The sequence below is a fragment of the Nocardia sp. N2S4-5 genome, assembly GCF_044628355.1.
Classification (GTDB): domain Bacteria; phylum Actinomycetota; class Actinomycetes; order Mycobacteriales; family Mycobacteriaceae; genus Nocardia; species Nocardia wallacei_B.
In genome coordinates, this window is record NZ_JBIUPM010000001.1 from 543,551 (window position 1) to 561,763 (window position 18,213).

At 65.3% G+C, this 18,213-nt stretch carries 16 protein-coding genes; 9 read left to right on the forward strand and 7 right to left on the reverse strand.

The annotated features are described in order from the left end of the window. Positions 1-80 precede the first annotated feature (80 nt). Positions 81-716, forward strand: coding sequence for a TetR/AcrR family transcriptional regulator (locus tag ACFMRZ_RS02555; RefSeq protein WP_400177718.1), 636 nt, complete (start codon positions 81-83; stop codon positions 714-716). 117 nt (positions 717-833) lie between these two features. Here the strand turns inward: ACFMRZ_RS02555 and ACFMRZ_RS02560 are convergent, their stop codons facing one another. Next, the gene (locus tag ACFMRZ_RS02560; protein ID WP_400177719.1) at positions 834-1,532 is read right to left on the reverse strand and encodes a transposase; all 699 of its coding nucleotides are present in this window, start codon (positions 1,530-1,532) and stop codon (positions 834-836) included. Between the two features lie 407 nt (positions 1,533-1,939). Here ACFMRZ_RS02560 and ACFMRZ_RS02565 point away from each other — a divergent pair, with 407 nt between their 5' ends. From ACFMRZ_RS02565 to ACFMRZ_RS02575, 3 genes are all read left to right on the forward strand, one after another. After that, positions 1,940-2,131, forward strand: coding sequence for a hypothetical protein (locus ACFMRZ_RS02565; protein ID WP_400177720.1), 192 nt, complete (start codon positions 1,940-1,942; stop codon positions 2,129-2,131). Between the two features lie 486 nt (positions 2,132-2,617). Further along, entirely contained in the window at positions 2,618-2,836 is a 219-nt protein-coding gene (locus ACFMRZ_RS02570; protein WP_400177721.1) for a hypothetical protein, read from the forward strand. Continuing rightward, the gene (locus ACFMRZ_RS02575) at positions 2,833-4,806 is read left to right on the forward strand and encodes a glycosyltransferase family 39 protein (RefSeq protein ID WP_400177722.1); all 1,974 of its coding nucleotides are present in this window, start codon (positions 2,833-2,835) and stop codon (positions 4,804-4,806) included. Before ACFMRZ_RS02570 ends, ACFMRZ_RS02575 begins: the two co-directional genes overlap by 4 nt. A gap of 231 nt (positions 4,807-5,037) precedes the next feature. Here ACFMRZ_RS02575 and ACFMRZ_RS02580 read toward each other — a convergent pair whose 3' ends face one another. Then, positions 5,038-5,757: a TetR/AcrR family transcriptional regulator gene (locus ACFMRZ_RS02580; protein ID WP_400177723.1), complete on the reverse strand. Its 720-nt coding sequence runs from the start codon at positions 5,755-5,757 to the stop codon at positions 5,038-5,040. An 89-nt stretch (positions 5,758-5,846) separates the two neighbouring features. On the opposite strand from ACFMRZ_RS02580, the gene ACFMRZ_RS02585 reads away from it, so the two are divergent. From ACFMRZ_RS02585 to ACFMRZ_RS02605, 5 genes are all read left to right on the forward strand, one after another. Further along, a complete protein-coding gene (locus ACFMRZ_RS02585; RefSeq protein ID WP_400177724.1) occupies positions 5,847-7,565 on the forward strand; it encodes a hypothetical protein in 1,719 nt (572 codons plus the stop codon). Positions 7,566-7,706: 141 nt separating this feature from the next. Then, complete coding sequence (locus ACFMRZ_RS02590; RefSeq protein ID WP_400177725.1) at positions 7,707-8,420, forward strand: hypothetical protein; 714 nt, start codon at positions 7,707-7,709, stop codon at positions 8,418-8,420. Positions 8,421-8,585: 165 nt separating this feature from the next. Then, positions 8,586-8,900 (forward strand): hypothetical protein, encoded by a 315-nt coding sequence (locus ACFMRZ_RS02595; protein ID WP_400177726.1) that lies wholly within the window; start codon positions 8,586-8,588, stop codon positions 8,898-8,900. A 28-nt stretch (positions 8,901-8,928) separates the two neighbouring features. Then, complete coding sequence (locus tag ACFMRZ_RS02600) at positions 8,929-10,542, forward strand: carboxylesterase/lipase family protein (RefSeq protein ID WP_400177727.1); 1,614 nt, start codon at positions 8,929-8,931, stop codon at positions 10,540-10,542. A gap of 645 nt (positions 10,543-11,187) precedes the next feature. Further along, positions 11,188-11,361: a hypothetical protein gene (locus tag ACFMRZ_RS02605; RefSeq protein WP_400177728.1), complete on the forward strand. Its 174-nt coding sequence runs from the start codon at positions 11,188-11,190 to the stop codon at positions 11,359-11,361. Between the two features lie 19 nt (positions 11,362-11,380). Here the strand turns inward: ACFMRZ_RS02605 and ACFMRZ_RS02610 are convergent, their stop codons facing one another. The 5 genes from ACFMRZ_RS02610 to ACFMRZ_RS02630 all read right to left on the reverse strand — a co-directional run bounded on the left by ACFMRZ_RS02610 (position 11,381) and on the right by ACFMRZ_RS02630 (position 17,807). Continuing rightward, positions 11,381-11,737: a hypothetical protein gene (locus ACFMRZ_RS02610; RefSeq protein ID WP_400177729.1), complete on the reverse strand. Its 357-nt coding sequence runs from the start codon at positions 11,735-11,737 to the stop codon at positions 11,381-11,383. A 62-nt stretch (positions 11,738-11,799) separates the two neighbouring features. Continuing rightward, complete coding sequence (locus tag ACFMRZ_RS02615) at positions 11,800-12,177, reverse strand: hypothetical protein (protein ID WP_400177730.1); 378 nt, start codon at positions 12,175-12,177, stop codon at positions 11,800-11,802. 485 nt (positions 12,178-12,662) lie between these two features. After that, positions 12,663-13,520: an IS21-like element helper ATPase IstB gene (istB, locus tag ACFMRZ_RS02620; RefSeq protein ID WP_400177731.1), complete on the reverse strand. Its 858-nt coding sequence runs from the start codon at positions 13,518-13,520 to the stop codon at positions 12,663-12,665. Beyond that, entirely contained in the window at positions 13,521-15,161 is a 1,641-nt protein-coding gene (istA, locus tag ACFMRZ_RS02625; protein ID WP_400177732.1) for an IS21 family transposase, read from the reverse strand. 1,494 nt (positions 15,162-16,655) lie between these two features. After that, a complete protein-coding gene (locus ACFMRZ_RS02630) occupies positions 16,656-17,807 on the reverse strand; it encodes a hypothetical protein (protein ID WP_400177734.1) in 1,152 nt (383 codons plus the stop codon). Between the last annotated feature and the right edge of the window lie 406 nt (positions 17,808-18,213).

Here is an 18,213-nt window from a genome sequence, read left to right on the forward strand (position 1 = left end):
TTCCATGTCAAGTGATAGGTAAGTTCCGCCGGGCGAAATTACCTTTCACGTGACATGTTTGTCTAGAGTGAAGTATCACGATGACCACCACCAATCGGGGACCGGTACGCCGGCCCCAGGAACAGCGTCGCGCGGCGACCCGAGCCGCGTTGATCGACGCGACGATCGCGTGCATCCGCGACGAGGGTTACGGGGCGGCGACCACTCGCCATATCGCCGAACTGGCCGGGGTCACCATCGGTGCGCTGGGATATCACTTTCCGACCCGGGTAGCGCTGATCGCATCAGCGCTCGACGAAGTCGGCCAGCGTCTCCGCGTAGACGTCGAACATCGGCTCGGTGAAGTCGCCGCGGACAGCGAGAACCAACTCGCCGACTCCCTCGATATCGCATGGGACACAATCGGCGGAGAGCTGTTCATCGTGTGGGTGCGGGTCTGGCTGGCCGCCGCCGAAGACCCCGAATTGCACGAGGCCCTCACCTCCTGCGAGGAGCGCCTCGTGACCGCCATCAAGCCCCTGCTCGGCAGGCGGATCCCCGACGGGATCTCCCCGCGAACGTGGTATCGGCGAATGAACCTCGCCTTCAACACGATCCGAGGGCTCGCGCTGTGGCAACGCCTCGAACCACGACGAAACCTCGAATCACACCGAGACCGCTGGCCCGACACCCGCAAAGAACTGCTCGAAATCCTCACCCGACCCGAGCAGAGCTGACAGCTCGCAGACACGAACCGATGATGCACCCTCGGTCCGTGGCCAGACATGAATCCACACGCCACGAACTCCTCCGCGCTGGCCGACTTCAGCTAGCACGAGTAAGCGGTCATGCCGCTATCGAGCGGTTCTCGGCTGGTCGCAGCCAGTAAAGGCGGCGCTGGGTACCTGATCGTCGATGGCCTGGTGTGGCCTGATCGTGTTGTAGATGACTCGGAATCGGTGGACCTCCATGTCCAGGGCATCGCCGTCGGCGATCACGCCACGGAACAGGTGCTCGTATTTCAAGGTGCCGAAGAATCGCTCGATCACGCTGTTCGTCTGAGGTGATCGCACCCGGGTGCGGACGTGTCGCAGCAGCAGGTCCGGTCCGGCGAACGCGGTCTTGAACACCTCACCGCGAAAGCATGGGCCGTTGTCTGACACCACTGCGATCGGTGCGGGCGCCCTGCCGAGCATCTCACCGCACGGCCCGAGGACCTCGGTCAGCCCACGATCGGCACGCAGGTCGTCCACGTCGAGGATCCGCTCGGCCTCGGCGACAGCGAGCCGCAGGCAGGCCAGTGCGTCGGCGCCGCGGGCCGTCGGAGTCACGGTGATGGCCAGGCAATATTTCGTCGCGTAGTCGATGACCGCGCAGATCCGCCAGATGCCGCCACCGCTGGTTTCGAATTCGCTGAAATCGGTTTGCCAGACTCGATTGCGTCGCGTCGGTGGATCGTGGAAGACCTTGCGCCGCAGCATCGCCCACGACTTGCGGTCCGCGCGATAGCCCTGCGGCAGCAACAGTCTGCAACGTCGCAGCGCCCGCTGCACCGTTGACGCCGAGACTTCGTGGGCCGTCGGCGCGCATCAGCGCCGCGATCTTGCGATGCCCCCACGCCGGCCATTCCTCGGCGTATTTCGCTGCGATCGGTTCGAACCGGTCGACCTTCGGCGCGGGCCATGGACTCATCTCCCCGGCCAGCACCGACAACACCACTCGTACCTTGTCCTCGACCGGAATCTTCAACCGCCGTGATCGTGCCACAGACCGGCTCCTTCCTGGCTCGATGTGCCCGAAGCGTAAACCGAGCAACCCTGCCAAGAAGTTTGACTCGCTAGAGAGGGCGGCGGTCACGACAGCTGCCATGTTTCCGTGAACAGCGGACCCGTCGTCGCGCTCGTGCATAATGGTTCGCGAGTAGGTCCCCGCGGCCTGCGAGTAGGAGAAACACCCAGCGATGGCAAAGCGCCAGTGCGAAGACGTCGACTTCGAATACGACGTCACCGACCCGGCAGTGATCGGGCAGAAGATCAGAGAAATCATCGGGCACACTCCCCGAGCCAACCGTTTCCGCATCACCGGTTGGCGCCCGCCCAAGGACCGGGCGGGCGGATACTTCCGCGTCTCATACGTAGACGAGGCAGCGTAACCGCCGCCGCGGCTACGGCCGCCGGTTCCGGGAACTGGGCCAGTCGGCCGTAGGGCCGCGGCACACCACACGGATCACCTGCGCGCGATCATGCTGCGTAGTCAAGTTGCTGTGTGGGCGGGTTTCGTACGTGCACACGCCGACGGCGAGGGCAGACGCGGCACTAACCGACGGCGGTCGCCCAGACAGCGGGCGTGCAGTGGACAGCGGTGGATCGTCTTGTCGAGGACGCGGTCGCGGCGTGCCGTCGCGACCTGGTGCGCGGCCTCGTCGCGATATCCGCGCGGGTATTGGTGTGGTGAAACAGCTCGGCGCCGAGCCGTGTCACATCAGCCCCAGCCCCAGCCTCTGCGCGTGGCGCCGTGCCTGGGCCGAATTCGTGTTTCCGACCGGCTGGGCGCCGATATGGCCTGATTGCTGGGGTTCACAGCAAGCTCGCAGCTTGTTCCCATCGAGGAAAGAGGTCCAGGGGCGAGCCTGATTGGCATGACCGACATTTCGGCCGAAACTTCCTCTGTGGATGTCGTCGGCGAGGCATCGATCGTTCCTGTTCTCGATGTGGTGATTCCTGTGTACAACGAGGAGCGTGATCTCGGTGCGTGTGCGCGGTGGGTCTTCCGAGATGCGGGCGAGGCGCCGTGCAGGGGGCGCGTCGAGGAGCCGGGGGCACGGCCGGTCGCGGACGGTATGGAGACCGGGCGATGACGGCGCGGGGATTGTCGGTGTCTAGGTCGGCGGTGTCAGGTCGCGAGGTGGGGCCGGGCACGGCGTGGTGGCGCGGATCAAGGGGCGAGTGGGCATGTTTGGCTGTGTTGCTGCTCGGCACCGCGGTGGCCTATTTCTGGAATCTCACTGCCAACGGTTACGCGAACTCGTTCTATACGGCCGCGGTGCAGGCCGGTTCGAAGTCGTGGGAGTCGTTGTTGTTCGGCTCGTCTGATTGGGCCAACTCGATCACCGTGGACAAGACACCGGCGGCGTTGTGGCCGATGGAGATTTCGGCGCGAGTCTTCGGATTCAGCAGCGGGAGTGTGCTGGCTCCACAGGTTGTGCTCGGTGTCGCTTCGGTGGCGCTGCTGTGGGCGACGATACGGAGGTCGTTCGGTGCCGCGGCGGGTCTGCTGTCGGGCCTGGTGCTGGCGGTGACTCCGATTGCGGCACTGATGTTCCGGTTCAACAATCCCGACGCGCTGCTGGTGTTGTTGATGATCGCTGCGGTGTGGGCGATGACCCACGCGGTCGAGGACGGCCGTTGGCGGTGGCTGGTGCTGTGCGGAACCTTCGTCGGATTCGGGTTCTTGGCCAAGCAATTGCAGGTGCTGCTGGTGTTGCCGGCGCTGGCGTTGATCTATCTGTTCGCGGGCCCGCCGAAGCTCGGTAAGCGTATTGCGCAGCTGCTGGCAGCGGGGGCGGCGATGATAGTCGCGGCGGGATGGTGGGTTCTGGTCGCTCAGCTGTGGCCTGCGGACTCGCGGCCGTACTTCGGTGGCTCGAAGCACAATTCGATCATCGAGCTGACTCTCGGATACAACGGGCTTGATCGGATCAGTTCATCTGGTGGAGGGTCTCTCGGAGGCCCTGGTTTCGGCCACGATGCGGGGATCGTCCGGTTGTTCACCGCCTCGGTGGGTGGTCAGGTCGCTTGGTTGATTCCGGCGGCGCTGGTGCTGCTGCTGGCTGGAATCGCGCTGCGGGGCAAGGCGTCCCGTACCGACGGGCCCCGGGCGGTGTTGCTGATGTTCGGTGTCTGGGGGCTGGTGACGGGGCTGGTTTTCAGTTTCATGACCGGCATCTTCCACCAGTACTACACCGTGGCCCTGGCCCCCGCGATCGCTGGTGTTGTCGGCGCGGGGAGCATCGTGCTCTGGCGCGAACGCGAGCGCTGGTGGGTGCGCGTGGCACTCGCGCTGAGTGTCACGCTCACCGCCGTGACGTCGTGGGTGTTCCTTTCTCGCACTCCCGATTTCGTCTCGGGATTGCGCTGGGTGGCGCTGGCGGTGGGTGTGCTCGCGGCCGTGGCGATGCTGTGGGAAGGATCGCGGAAGCTCACGATCGTAACTGTCCTGGCTGCAGCCTCGGTCGGTCTGGCCGGCCCGGTCGCCTACACCGCGCACACGCTGGCTACGGCACACACGGGGCCGATACCTCTGGCCGGGCCGAGCGCCGGTTCGGACCGGCACGATGGGGTGGGAGGTCCTCCGGCGGGTGGCCCCGCGGGTGCCGGTCCAGGGGGCGACATGGCATTCGACGAGCCGGACGGCGATATTCCGGCCGACGGTCGGCAAGCCGGTCGGCCCGGTCCGGGCGGACCACCTGTGGGTTTCACACCGAGCGATGCGATGGTGACCGTGCTCGAACAGAATGGTGGCTCGTACACCTGGGCCCTCGCGACCATCGGCTCGGGCACGGCAGCGGACTATCAGCTGGCTATCGACTTGCCGGTCATGGCCATCGGCGGCTTCTCCGGTGGTGATCCGTCTCCGACACTGCAACAGTTCAGGGACTATGTCGCTCGCAGCGAGATACATTACTTCATCCCCAGCGCAATCCGTGGCGGCCCCGGGTCCTCGTCGGACTCCTCGGCGTCGCAAATCACCCAGTGGGTGGAGGATCACTACGACTCCACCCGGATCGATGGTGTCACGGTCTACGACCTCACTGCACCACGAATCTGACCCGAGCCGCTGCGCGATTACCTTCTCGCGCAGCGGTTCCGGTCGGCCATCCGGCCAGCGCGAAATATTCGGGCCGGGCGCGGAGACCGGAACCGATCCTGGTCGCGCGTCTGTAAGTGCTTGGGGCACCATACCTTTCGTCGGGCAGGGAGTTCGGTGCCGATCCCGTATTCGCCCGAGCCGGTTTCGGTCGGGTGAGTCGACAAAGCCCGCTGGTACTACTCGCCAGGGTCATGCCTCGGAGGCGGCGAAGCTTTCGATGAGTGCTCGCAGGCCTTGGAGGAAGTCTCGTTCGAGGTCGGGGTGGAGTGCGTGTCCGCCCAGTTTCACGACTGTCGGGTATTTGTCGGCAGGCAGCAGGGTGAGTAGCTTGTCCAGGTCTGTGCTGGGTCGTTGCTGTGGGTCTCGGTACTGGGGTGGGAATGCGGTCAGAGCCAACAGCGCCGAGCAGATCGTGTAGTGCAGTACGGCGTAGTAGGTGCGGACGGTGACTTCGGGCGGGTATCCGGCCTGATCCATTGGCCGCCAGAACAATTCGCGTAGACGCATCGCGTTGGGTCCGAACAGTGGCGATTGGATTCCTGCCTGGGTGATCCATGGGTGCCTGATCATGGCTTGGCGCAGCGAGATCGCGATCTGCTCGATCGACTGTTGCCAGTGGGTGTGCTGCTCGGGTGTGGATATTTCGCCGAGTATGTGGTCGGTGACGTGGACGAGCAGTTCTTCGCGACCGGTCACATGCCGGTAGAGAGAGGAAGCGCGGGAGTCCAATTCGGTCGCCAGCCGGCGCATGGTCAGGCTGTCGATGCCGTCACGGTCGAGGATCCGGCAGGCGGCCTGGTTGATGGCATCCATGGTGAGCGAGCGCGTGTGCATCGCCTGTTGCCGTGTGAGCCGTTCTGCCCACCATGCGGCCGAACCCACCACCGAAAGGTTGACATACTGTGCCACGCCTCACTAACCTCCTAGCGAACAATGTACGCTGCGATATGTTACTGCTGTTCAGGCGGCATATAGCGGCTTCAACCAATGAGGTAGCAATGCATACTCGCTATATTCGGCCGGGTCTTGCTGTGGTCGTACTTTCCGCGAGCCTACTGGCCCACGGCGCCGCGATCTCGTCCGCGGCACCGGGCTCCGAGCGCACTGAACAGGATGTCGCGATCTCCGATGCCGGCTCCGACGTGCGTGAGTCCGTTGTCCGGGTGAAGGTGCCGCTGCCGGACTCGGCCGGGCCGCATCCCGCCGCCTGCGACTGGCTTTCCTACCTGCGATACAGGCACGTGAACGGTCCGCAGAACGCCGCCGAGGCCGACCGGATCTTGATCGCGCAACCGGGCGTGCTCGAGGGCGCGTCCGCGTTCGACACCGTCGCCCGCAATACCGTTGCCGCCGCGGCCCAGCGGGGACAGCAGGTGGAGTTCTGGGCACTGGACCGCCGCTCGAATTGCCTGGAAGACCACACCGGAATCGAGGCTGCCGTCACCGAAGCGAACCCCGAGGTCGCCGTGGGGTACTACTACCGCGGCGACAGCGTGGACGGGCGCAGATTCGATGGCTACCAATCCGGTCCGCAGGTGAAGTGGTTGTCCGAGATGGGAGTCGAGCAAACGGTCCGCGACCAATACGACCTGATGGCCGCCGAGCTGCCGGACAAGCGAATACGCCGGGACAAGGTGCTGTGTGGCGGGCATTCGCTCGGCGGAGCTGTCACCGCGTACTTCGCACAATGGGATTTCGATGGAGATCCCGGCTATGAGCAGTGCTCGGGATACTTCGCGCTGGATTCGGCGATCAGCCCCAACCTGCCGTTCGCGTTGAAAGCCGAACTGGCCGCGCTGATCTCGGATTTCAGCGGCGCCGACAGTGCGCGCGCAGCCGTCCAAGCCGGAATCATCCCGGCCTCGGTGAACGCACCGGCCCTGATCAATCCGGAAACGATGAATCTGCTCGCGATCGCGGGTGCGGCCGCGCAGATCGCGCCCGAGGGCGAGAGTTCGCTGCTGCAGCTGCGGAACCTGAACATCGAGGCGAGCCTGCGGCTCCTGTTCTCCAGCGGAATCGGCCAAGCGCTGCAACCCGGCGACGTGGCGATCCGGAATGTGCGATTGACCAATACGGCCGCGCTGGCGAGCTTGCTGGACAACAACTCTCAGCCCTTGGCGTTCCTGCAAGCATCCATGGGTTTCTACAGCGGCGGGCCGGTCGCCGACAAGGACTTTCCGATACCGAACGCGGTGAACAGCGCCCAACGGCCCCTGACAGCGTCACTGCTGGGACCCGACCGCTACGTGGTGCCGACGGCGCACGGACCGTTGTACGGGTGGCACAACTACGACGGTCTACCGGCCGATGTGCCGCGGGCCTCCGACGGGCAACCGTACACCTCACCCGACAGAGAGGTCACCGACGTCGCACAGCTGGCCGGCAACCTCGCCGACCACCCGCTGGACTTCACCGAGCAGTACTTCCCGACCGTGCTGCTGGCCGAAACCGTGCTCGGCCCGACCCACCTGCAAAGCCACCTTACCCATCCCGAAGGCCTCACCGCGCACCACACGATCGATCTCCTCGGCGGCTCCGGACTCGCCGTCGGCACCGAACCGAAACCGAACGGAACGGTCGGCACCCTCACCACCGTGGTCGCGCCCGGCTACCACCACCTCGACGTCCTCACCGCCAGCGCGCACCAGAACGACAACCGCAGCGAACCCGTCTCCACCGCGCTCGCGGACTTCGCCGTGGACGGCGAACGATGAAACCACCGCCCCGCCGCCCCAAAGCTGTTCTGGCCGAAAGAATCTGGCTCCGCGGTCGTCAAGGTGAACGATGCGGGGACCACACCGGTCCGGCACTGGCCACCTCGACCGCGCGGCGGGGCTCGACGAGAGGAATTCGGCATGATGATTGCCAGGAAGATCACGGTGGCCACCATGGCGGCGATGGCGGTCTTGGGAACACCGTCGACCGCTGCTGCGGACACCGCAGAAGGCCAAGGCATCGATATCGATATCACGCGCGGTATCCGCTACCAGGCGTATAAGGACGGCACTGCCGCAGTCATCACCGTCGAGAGCGGGCAACTGACCGTCGACAACGGGCAGTTCCAGATCCGCGCGAACTCGGGCACGATCCTCGCGGGGATACCGCTGGAATTCGCTGTCGACGACATCGCCTTTCCGATAGACGTGACCATCGACGGCAATACCGCCACCCTGGCACCGTCGGTGGATTTCACCCGCGCCCACTACCGCCCGGCCGCGCTGCCGTTCGAGGACCAAGCGCTATGGAAGACACCCTACGACCGGGAAGTCGCCGCGTGGGCGCGCATGACCTCCACCATCAACCTGGGCGCGGGGATCGGGGCGATCGCCGGCGCTGTCGCCTCCGGCGCCCTCGGATGTCTCCTGGGCGGCGCGGCCGGCACGGCCTTGACCGGCCCGCTGGCGACGCTGTTCGGCGCCGGACCGCTGGCGGGCTGCCTGATCGGCGCGGGCGCGCTCGCCCCGATCGGAGCGCTCGGCGGCATCATCCTCATCGATGCCCCCGTCGCCCTGGCCGCGTTCATCCAATACTCCGCCACGGTGAATTCCCCGTTCATCCCAGCGAAGTAGCGGCCTGCCGGGTTCACCGGCTCCGGCGCATTCCCGCCTCCAGACCCTCAACGACCGCCGACGACCCCCGCCCGGCCACTCGATGCTGTTCCTCGGCCCCAGCCGTTCCGGCACCTGCTCCTGTGCAGATATTTCCCGGGACGACTCGGCCGATCAGGAGATCTCATGCCGCGACGCGACAAACGATGGCTGACGCTCGTACCCGACAACGACACCGCCGACACACCCGAGAACGCGGATCGCGTAACCGGACCCGATGACCGCACCGCCCCGCGGCTTCGGCTCCCGCACACCCGGCTCATCACCGATGCCGTCCTCCTGACCGCGGCCGAGCCGGGTGCTCACGGGGAGCCCGCATGCGGCGACTGCCCCGAGGGCTGGCTGGCGTTGATCTCGTTCATGTTGATGCCCCGGGCATGGCCGCAAGGCGTCCTGCGTTTCCCGCCCGCACCAGGTCCCGAATCCGACGAGCCGGCATGAGACCGAAAGCCGAAGGTGTTGAGCAACAATGATTTCCGCGATAGCCAGAATGGCGTTCTGCGTCGTGCTCGCAGGGGCCGCGATCGTCCTCACCGGCCCCGGCAATCCCGCGACCGCGCAACCCGCTGACATCGTCACCGTGACCGGCGGCGATGTCAGCGGTGTGGCAGCCGACGGAATCGTCAAGTATCTGGGTATCCCCTACGCCGCACCCACCGGCGGTGACACGCGATTCGCCCCGCCCCGCCCCGTGCCGCCGTGGCCCGGAGTCCGCTCCGCGACCGGTCACGGGCCGCAATGCCCGCAGAAAGGGTTCGTTCCCGGCACCGCACCAACCGGACCGACCAGCGAGGACTGCCTGAGCATCGACCTCTACGTGCCGCAGGGGGCGCGCGGGCGGAACCTGCCGGTCATGATGTTCATCTACGGTGGCGGCTACGTCACCGGAGCGAACAGCCAATACGACGCACCGGCACGGATGGTCGCCGAAGGAGATGTCATCGTCGCCATCCCGAACTATCGGCTCGGGCCTTTCGGATTCTTGTCCCTACCGGAGCTGGCGGCCGAAACAGGCGGGGCGACAGGAACACTCGGCATCCAAGACCAACAGGCTGCCCTGCGCTGGATACACGACAACGCCCACGCATTCGGTGGCGACGCCACCAACGTCACGATCTTCGGCGAATCGGCAGGCGGCGGCAGCGTGTGCACACACCTGGCTTCACCCGCCTCCGACGACCTCTACACCAAGGCCATCGTGGAAAGCGGCGCCTGCTCCCGGTCACCGCTGACACCCAGCGACCGCGAGAAGTCCTTCGCCCGGTCACAGGCCTACGCCGACAGCCTCGGATGCACCGACCCCGCAACCCAGTTGACGTGTCTTCGAAACCTGCCGGCGGCGACACTGCTCGATTCCCCGACCACGCAATTCGGAGGGTCCACACCCACCTGGGTACCCAACATCGACGGAGTGGTCGTGACACGAAACCTCGACACGGCACTGGCCCGGTCGACCGAACGACAAGTCCCCCTCATCGTCGGCAGCAACAGCAACGAAGGAGCCCTGTTCATCGCACGATCGGACTACGCACAAGGCCACGTCCCGGACACTGCCAGCTACGAACAATACGTACGCCGATCGTTCGGGACCTTCGCCGACCAGGTCCTCGCACAGTATCCCGTCCAGCAATACCCCACCCCCGCCGCCGCGCAATCCGCGGTCATCACCGACGGACTGTTCGCATGTCCCGCCCTATTCACCAGTCGCCTCGCCCGCGACACCGGGCACCCGGTATGGCAGTACGAATTCGACCAAGCCCCCCTGGGCGAGGCGAACCCGCTGCTGCCCGGCGCATTCCACGCCAGCGAACTGCCGTACCTGTTCACGAGTTTGATGAACGTCCCGATCCCCTGGACCGGGCAATCGGATGCCTTCGCCCGCCAGATGCAACGGTGGTGGACCACTTTCGCCCACACCGGAAACCCGAACACACCCGAAGGACCACAGTGGGCGTCCTGGCCCTCTCCCGCAGACCATGAAGTCGACGGGGCACCGCTGAAAATGCGCGCCACGGGAAGCGTCATGTCCGAAGGATTCGCTACCGCACACCACTGCGCCCTGTGGTCCGAACGCTCACACTGAAACCCGCCCGCCCGCCTCCCTGGCAGCGCAGGTTCGCCGAGGAGCCGGGCTCATCATCCGTCGGATACTGAACTGGCGCACACACATCGTTCGCGCCGGAGCCAAGTCACCACGGTCGCGCGCCACAGGCTACGGCCACAGCAGAGTATCGACTACCCAGTGGTTGCACCGTTCGGGCAGTTACTCCCAATCGCAGACGACCCAATCGACGGCCGTCGCGGGGCAAGGGAATAGCGCACGTTGCGAATAGCACCGCCCACCAGTGTGATTTCGTACGTTCGTCAGCCCAGGGTGAGCTGGATTAGCTTGTGCCCCAGTGTTTTCGGATCAATCGGCTCGGGCGGTGCAGGTTCTTGCGGGACAGAGGCGAGTGGTCGTGTGATTCCTTCCATCTACGAGCTGATGAAGAAGGACTAGGTCTTTTCCGCTGGTCAGGGGCTTCTGGTCGGTTGACCAGGGCCTCAAAGTGTCACTTTGGTGTCACTTTCGCTGGATAAACGCCGATCAGGCGTGGTGTCGGCAGCCGTTGATCGGTGCCCGCCGTCCGGGTTGAGCAGCTGCGGCTCGGTGCCCTCGGCGCGCGGCACGCTCTCGCATTAGTACGCATGTTCGAGGATATGGTGCTCGCGCCGCTATTGTTGACACGTGCTGGAAATTGGGCAGCGAGTGCGAATCGGCGAGCGGGGCGTGTCGGTGTTCGAGGTCGTCGAGATCGAGGACGCCGCCCACGTGCTCATCCAGTACGCCGAGGCGGACGTGCCAGGCCGCTATCCGTTCTCGATGCGCGTCCAGGATCTCGTCCCGGTTGACAGCGAATAGCCCGCCCCGGTCTACGTGGTCAGCACGGCTGGAACGGGTAGCACGGTGCCGGCGCGATCGGCGGGGCTTGCCGGACGGGCGCGGGCGCGACGGTCGAGGACACGGCCGGCCGGGTGTCGGCCGCCGGCGGTCCGGAAGTGAGTGCGAGGACGACAGTCAGCACGGCCAGCAGGAGAGCGACGCCGCCGAGGACCGTCGCGCCGACCCACAGGATCGGCATGGGCGACGCGCTGCGGATGCCGTGGACGTGCATGGATCGGTAGCGCCCCGGACGCCCCGCGCGGCGGCGGTCGGTGAACCGGGTCGTCGGGCCCACCGATCGGCCGCCGATCTTGTGCGAACGGCCCCCGTACGCGCGTGGTGTCTCGAACCCCATGCCCGAGCATTATTCCTGCGGGCGCCGACACGAATGGCCGATCGCGCATAGGATTTCAGCGGTCAGTGGTCGCGCTCGCTGCCCTCGCGGTGGTTGCGCCCGGCCCGGGCGATCGGGTCGGGGGTCCAGTCTGCGAGCGCACTGCGTGGGCTCAGGATGTTCGGGTGCGCCGCGTCGTGGGCTTCGCGTTCGCGCTGGACGCGGGCGACGTTGCGGGCGATCTGGCCGCGGGATTCGGCGGCGGTGAGGAAGGTATCGGCTTCTTGGCTCAGCAGAGCCAGTTCGTAGCGTCGCTCGCCGGCGGGTACTTCGTGACGGATCTGGTGGTCGATGTGGTCGAGTTCTTCACGTAGCACGCGCAGGCGGGCGGGGGCGGGGTCGTGGCCGAGTCGCTTGGTCTTTGCGATGAGCTCGTTGTACAGCTCTTCCCAACTGGGCATGGCAGACCCCCTGGAGGCGTTGATATCTCGGCGTTTCCAACGGTACGTCGGATTCTCAATCGTCGCAGGTTCGCAGCTCGATCCCTGTCGGTTCCCGCGCGGGCAACGACACTAATGGCCCGGACGCGCAGCATGCACATAGCGCTGTCCGGGGCGCTAGTGTGACCGGTGGCTGTAAGGGTGAATTCTGAGACCACGTATCGGTGAATTTCGGGGTCACTCAGCGGCGTTCGGGGCGGCTGTATCGGTGAATTTTGAGGTCGCTCCGGTCGGGCGTGTCAGGTCACCGGGCGTGTCAGAGGGTGAGCTGTGGTGGCGTCGGCGGGGGTGGTGGTAGTGCGCCGAGTGCCGGGGCGGAGTGATTCAGATCGACCGTAGGTGGGATCGTCGCGCCTTGTGCTGGCCGGGCCAGGGCTCGTGGGAACCGGGGCCCGGTTGCGTTCGCAGCAGTTGGGGTGGCTCGTAATTCGCCGATAGAGTGCTGGTCAGCGAACGGTTTCCAGTGGCTGTTGGGCATCGGTGAATTCCGGTTGCTGCGGCGCCGGTGCCTGCGCTGTGGTGTTGTTGAGTGCGGCGGTGCGGGTGAGTCGGTAACTGGTGGTGCCAGTTTCGATGATCTGCCCGCCGAAGGTGAGGCGGTCGACGATCGCGGCGCAGAGCCGCGGTTCGGGAAACGTGTTCGACCAGCCCGAAAACGCCTCGTTCGAGGCAATCGCGACAGAGTTCTTCTCCTCACGCTCGGTCAAAACCTGGAACAACAGTTCGGCGCCGCGGCGGTCGAGCTCCATGTATCCGAGTTCATCGATGCAGAGGAGATCGACGCGGCCGTAGCGGGCGATCGTCTTGGCCAGCACCTTCTCGTCGGCGGCCTCGACCAGCTCGTTCACGAGTTTCGTTGCGAGAGTGTATTTCACGCGGTAGCCGCGCATCGCGGCCTCGGTGCCGAGCGCGATCAGCAGGTGGCTCTTGCCGGTCCCGGAATCCCCGATCAGGCAGAGCGGGGTGCCCTTCTTGACCCATTCGCAGTTGGCGAGGGTGTTGACCACGGCGGGGTCGATGTTGGGGTTGGCCTCGAAGTCGAAGGCCCGCAACGATTTATCGCGCGGGAATCCGGCTGCGCGGATGCGGCGTTCGGAGCGGCGCCGCGCGCGGTCGTCGCATTCGGCCAGTAGCAGCTCGGCCAGGAACGCCCGATAGCTCATCTGGTCGCGGGTCGCGGTTTCGACGATGTCGTTGAACTGGGTGCGGATGCTGGGCAGCCGCAGCAGCCGGCATGCCTGGTCGACGGCCGTGTCGGCGGCCTGGTCGGTCATGCCGTGGCGGCGTGGGCTCGGGCTAGTCATCTAGGAATTCCCTTCTGCGGTTCTCGGTTTGGTGATGCGGAGCAACTGGTCGTAGATGGCGACCGAGGGCAGGGGCCGGGTGTCCGGCGGTAGTTGCGCCAGGCGGCGCGCGGTCAGCGACGCAACCGGATCATGGTCCGGGTCGGGTTCGTCCAGATCGACGACGTGGGCCAGCCGCGGTGTGGCTTCGGCGGCCTTGCGGGCCTCGAGAGCGACCGCGTCCGCGGTCAGCGCGCCCGCGCGCAGCGCGGCGTCCAGGCCGGCGACGACCTGCTCGTGGGGCATGCTGCGATGCAGCAGAAGAACTTCGATGATCGCGCGGGTGCCATCGCGTTCGCCGTGGGCCTTGCGGACCGCGGCCCACCAGGCGTCGTGGCTCTTGGTGAATTTGCCGCTCTGGCGGGCTTGTTCGAGCGCGGTGGCCCCGGCCATGGCGCCGGGCTTGCGGATCAGCGCTTCGAGATAGTGATCCAGCTCCACGCGCGTCAACGCCTTGCCGATCAGGCGTTCGTGGCGGGCGATTTCGGTGCGGCCGTCGTAGACGACCAGCCAGGAGGCGTGCAGCAGGATCCGGACCGGGCGGCCGATGAACCGGATCGGGACACTGTATTTATTGGTCCGCGCCGCGACCATCGAATAGCGGTCCACCCGGGTCGCCAGCCACGACCCGGTCTCGAACTCCTCGGTGGGCAGCCGTTTCAGAGTCGGCGCCTCGACCGCGAAATGCTCGCCGATCGTGTGCGGGCGGGCCCCGATCCGCCGCGCCAACTCCTGGGTGTCCCACCCCTCGACCAGCAAGTTCAGTTCTTCGAGCGACTCGACCTTCGGGACCGGGACGAAGTGGTTGCGCCGGTAGTAGCCGATCTGCCCCTCGACCCCGCCTTTCTCATGCGCCCCCTCGATGCCTGGGATGCAGTAGAACGGATCGTCGATGCCGTAGTGGCTGCGAAACGCGGTCCAGCGCTCGGATTCGGTTCTGGCCCTGCTCAACCCGAGAACCTTCGCCACCGCGGCCTTCAAATTGTCGTAGCGGATCTTGCCGTGCGGCACCCCGCCCAGCACGGTGAACGCATGAACGTGGCCTTCCAGGAACGCTTCCTGCCCGCCCGAGGCCGTCACCCGCTGAACAGAGCGGCCCGAGAACGACATTCGCAACGAGAACAGGTAGAGCACCACCCGCTCGCCCCGCAGCTCAACGGTCACCTCACCGAAATCGACCTCGGCTTCGGCGCCCGGACGGTGGGTCTGCGGGATGAACACCTGCGGCGGTTCGCGGCCCGCCTCAACCCTGATCTGCGGTTTCCGCCGATCAACGTAATCACGCACCGTCTGATAGGCGATATCGGTCATCCCGTGCTCATCAATCAGCCGCTCGAAGATCCGCTTGATCGTGTGCCGCTGCTTGCGGGGCGCGTCCAGATCCGCCCGCAGTGTCTCGTCGATGAACGCCTTGAACGGATCCAGCTTCGACGCCCGCGCCGGATACTCCTTGCGTTTCTCGGGGAACACCGAGTTCAGCGCGGCATTGACCGTGTGGTAGCCGACGTTGTACTTGCGCCGTAGCTCCCGCCCCGACATCCCCGCTCGTGAGTCCCGGCGGATCGCCGCGTACAGCTGTGCCTTGGATTGGTTCGGCGGCACGGGTCAGCTCCTACGGGCCGTGACAGACGGATAGCAGGGTGATCTTGCCACCGCAACCCGTCAGGTGGTGCCAAAATTCGCCGATACCAACATCTTCCAGACCGGGCCGGTGCCGGGATTCACCGATCAACGGTCTCGCGATTCACCGATAGAACCAGACCGGCGACGCCTGGACCACGCCGGTCACCGAGTTCGGTGGCGCACAGCCCTTGCGGGACATGGGAGGAGTTCGCGCCCAGCCCGACACTGGGCTGCCGGGTCTCCCTCACCGATGGCATGACCGCGGGGCACGATTGCGGGCCGGCCGGGATCGGTGAGCTGGCTGCCCGGTTAGTCTCGGGCGGAAAGGCTGGCGCACAAAGCTTTTCGACGACTACATTCCAGATCTTGATCCGCCTGATGATTGCCGGCGGCGCGCCCTTGCCCGCGCCGCCGGAGCCCGTGGACGGTCGTCTCCCCGAAGGTTTTGGCGACGTCGGTGGTACGGAACGGGAATCAGTTCCGCTGGTACAGGCGAACGTGAGCGGCGGGTGGCCACGCTCGTCTGCGACGAGCCGGACGGCCGCGTCGAAGGCGGTGTGCGCTGTCATAGAGCCGGGTAGGTGAGGCATTTGGCCGCGCTGGACATCCTTGGTTCGGTTCCACGTCGCCGGGCCTAACGCTAATCAATCCGAACCATCCGGCGGCCGACGGTCCGGAACTTCGGATCAAGCCGATCGGTGTGGATGGGCGGGTTCGTCGTCTCGATGACAGTCAGGTTCGGGAGTTGATCACCGGGTATGAGGGCGGGAGACGGTGTACGAGTTGGGAGAGCGGTTCGGGATCGAGCGGCGAACGGTCAGTGAGATTTTGCGTCGCCACCATGTGCCGATGCGCCGTCGTGGTCTGACGTCCGAGCAAGTGGATGAGGCGATCCGTCTCTACGGCGTGGGCTGGTCCCTCGCACGTGTTGGCCAGCATCTTGGCGTTGATGCTATGACTGTTCTGAATAAGCTTCGCGAACGCGGGATTTCTACGAGGGACAGCCAGGGGCGACCCCGGGTGTAGTCGACTGCCGCAGGTTCGTGCCGTCGGCAGGGCTCTATAAGGATGGGACCGGTGTTGATCAGCGGTTTTCGTGGGGAACGTTGACCATCGAAGCGGGATTTGGCTATTCCACGTCGGGTTGATGGTTATGGATCGGTCGATGGTGCATCGTCGGTGGTTGAGGCTCGTTGATGGGCCTGCCGTTGCGTGATCTTGAGTAGGGCGCTGGCTTGTTGGTGGGCGAGGCGTTCGCCGTCTTCGCCGTCGACGACGTGGATCTGGACGGTAGCGGTCGGTCTGGGGCGCGGCGTCGTAGGGGGGTGGAGTGTGTGCAGGGTGGGTCTGCTCGGTCATAGCCGTCATTGTGCGTTGAGAGGAGAGGCAGGCGGCTGAGGGATGGCGGGCGAAAGGGTTTGCGAGCTGTGGGTTGGGAAGGGTCCGGTGAGGTGTCGCGAGTAGCGAAGCCCTTCAGGATCCGGGCGGCCCGGCGAACCCGCCGATCAGCCATGTCGAGCCGCGCAGTGTGACAAAGAGGTCGACCCATCCGGCTTCTTGTATCTGTTGGCCGAACGGGCCGAGTGTTTCCCGTTGCTCGGCTGATCGGTTGGCGTAGAACATTGCTTCGGGGAAGTTGTCGAAGACGAATCGGATACACGACAGTGGCAGCGAATGGACTGAGGCTCCGGGTGGGGTGGACTCTTCGGTGGGTCCAGCGAATCCCGACCCGTGGACTGTGTCGCCTGTCGCGTCGAGAACGCCGACGATCTCGAGATAGCCGGCAGGGAATGCGCCTCCGCCGTCAATATCGGATTGGTTGTCTTTCGCCCGCCACACCGTGAATGTCACGTCGGGAAGTGTGTCGAATTTGAAGGTCGTGTTCGCAACGCCGTCTCGGGATTTGTCGAATACCGGTGCCGGGCCGACGACGTCGCCTGCCTGGAATCCGTCGAGCGTCCCCAGCAGGGGAGCCGCTGTCGACCGGGGGACTTCTCGCCCGCTGCGACGCAGCGTTAGAAGAAGTTCCTCGGCGATAGTCCGCACAGATGCGTAGATTGGCGTCGGGATCGGTTCAGCCTCCGAGGCACCAGTGCCGAAGCGTACGAATCCGGCGCTGTTCGAGTGTACGAGCGCGTGGGTCGTCTCGTTCAGCCGATCAATATGGGCTCCGCCGTCCTTGTTCGTGAGAGCCAGGACAAGGTCCTTCCGGCTGAATTCGGCACGGTTGGCGTCGAGCAGAACGGGGCGACGCCACCAGTCGTCGAAGCTCACGTAACGAGTCGAGTTCGACTGTTCGATCTGATCGGCGGTTCTTGCCAGAAAGGTCATCCCATCATCGTGATCGATGCCCATGGTCGTCAGACCCGGACTACGAGCGACGATGTTCGGATCGCGGTCGATGACCGGAGCGCTGTCTGCCCACCTGAGGCTGTCTTTGATCCCGAGTTGGTCCAGCAGGCTGTGACTGGCGCTGGTGTCGTGGACCAATACCCTGATGACGAGGGCGATGCGCTTCGATTCGGGTAGTTCACCCCCGTCGAAAGCAGTGGCCGAGCTGGCAAGGAAACGCAGTTGCTCGGACAGATCCTTCTCGAGATCGCGATCGCGAGGGTGAGTACTCACAACGCAACGATCGCACGAAAAGCGTAGATGGCAATCCCCCGGCCCGCCCTGTCGAAGACACAGCCGTCACGAAGGGAGGGAGCTGAGTTCATCCGGTGTTCGGGCATTTTGAGGTGACTATCCGTGTAGGAGTTGCGGGACAAGCCAAGTCGTCCCGAAGGCTGGGCGAACCGGTGCCCGGGACGCCCTTCGCGGTGCCTGATGAGTGCCTAGTGGATGGTATGCGCAGTCTGCCGCGTATGGGGTAGGCAATCTGCAGGTGCTGAGCGGGTGGGTTGTTGAGGTAGTCCGCCCACGGGCAGCCGCAGACGTGTGGACAGTGGTCGACGCCGTTGTTGCATCGGCGGCACAGCAGGCCACGGGGTTGCGTCCGGCAGAGTGGTGTAGCAGCTCGTCGATTCGACCG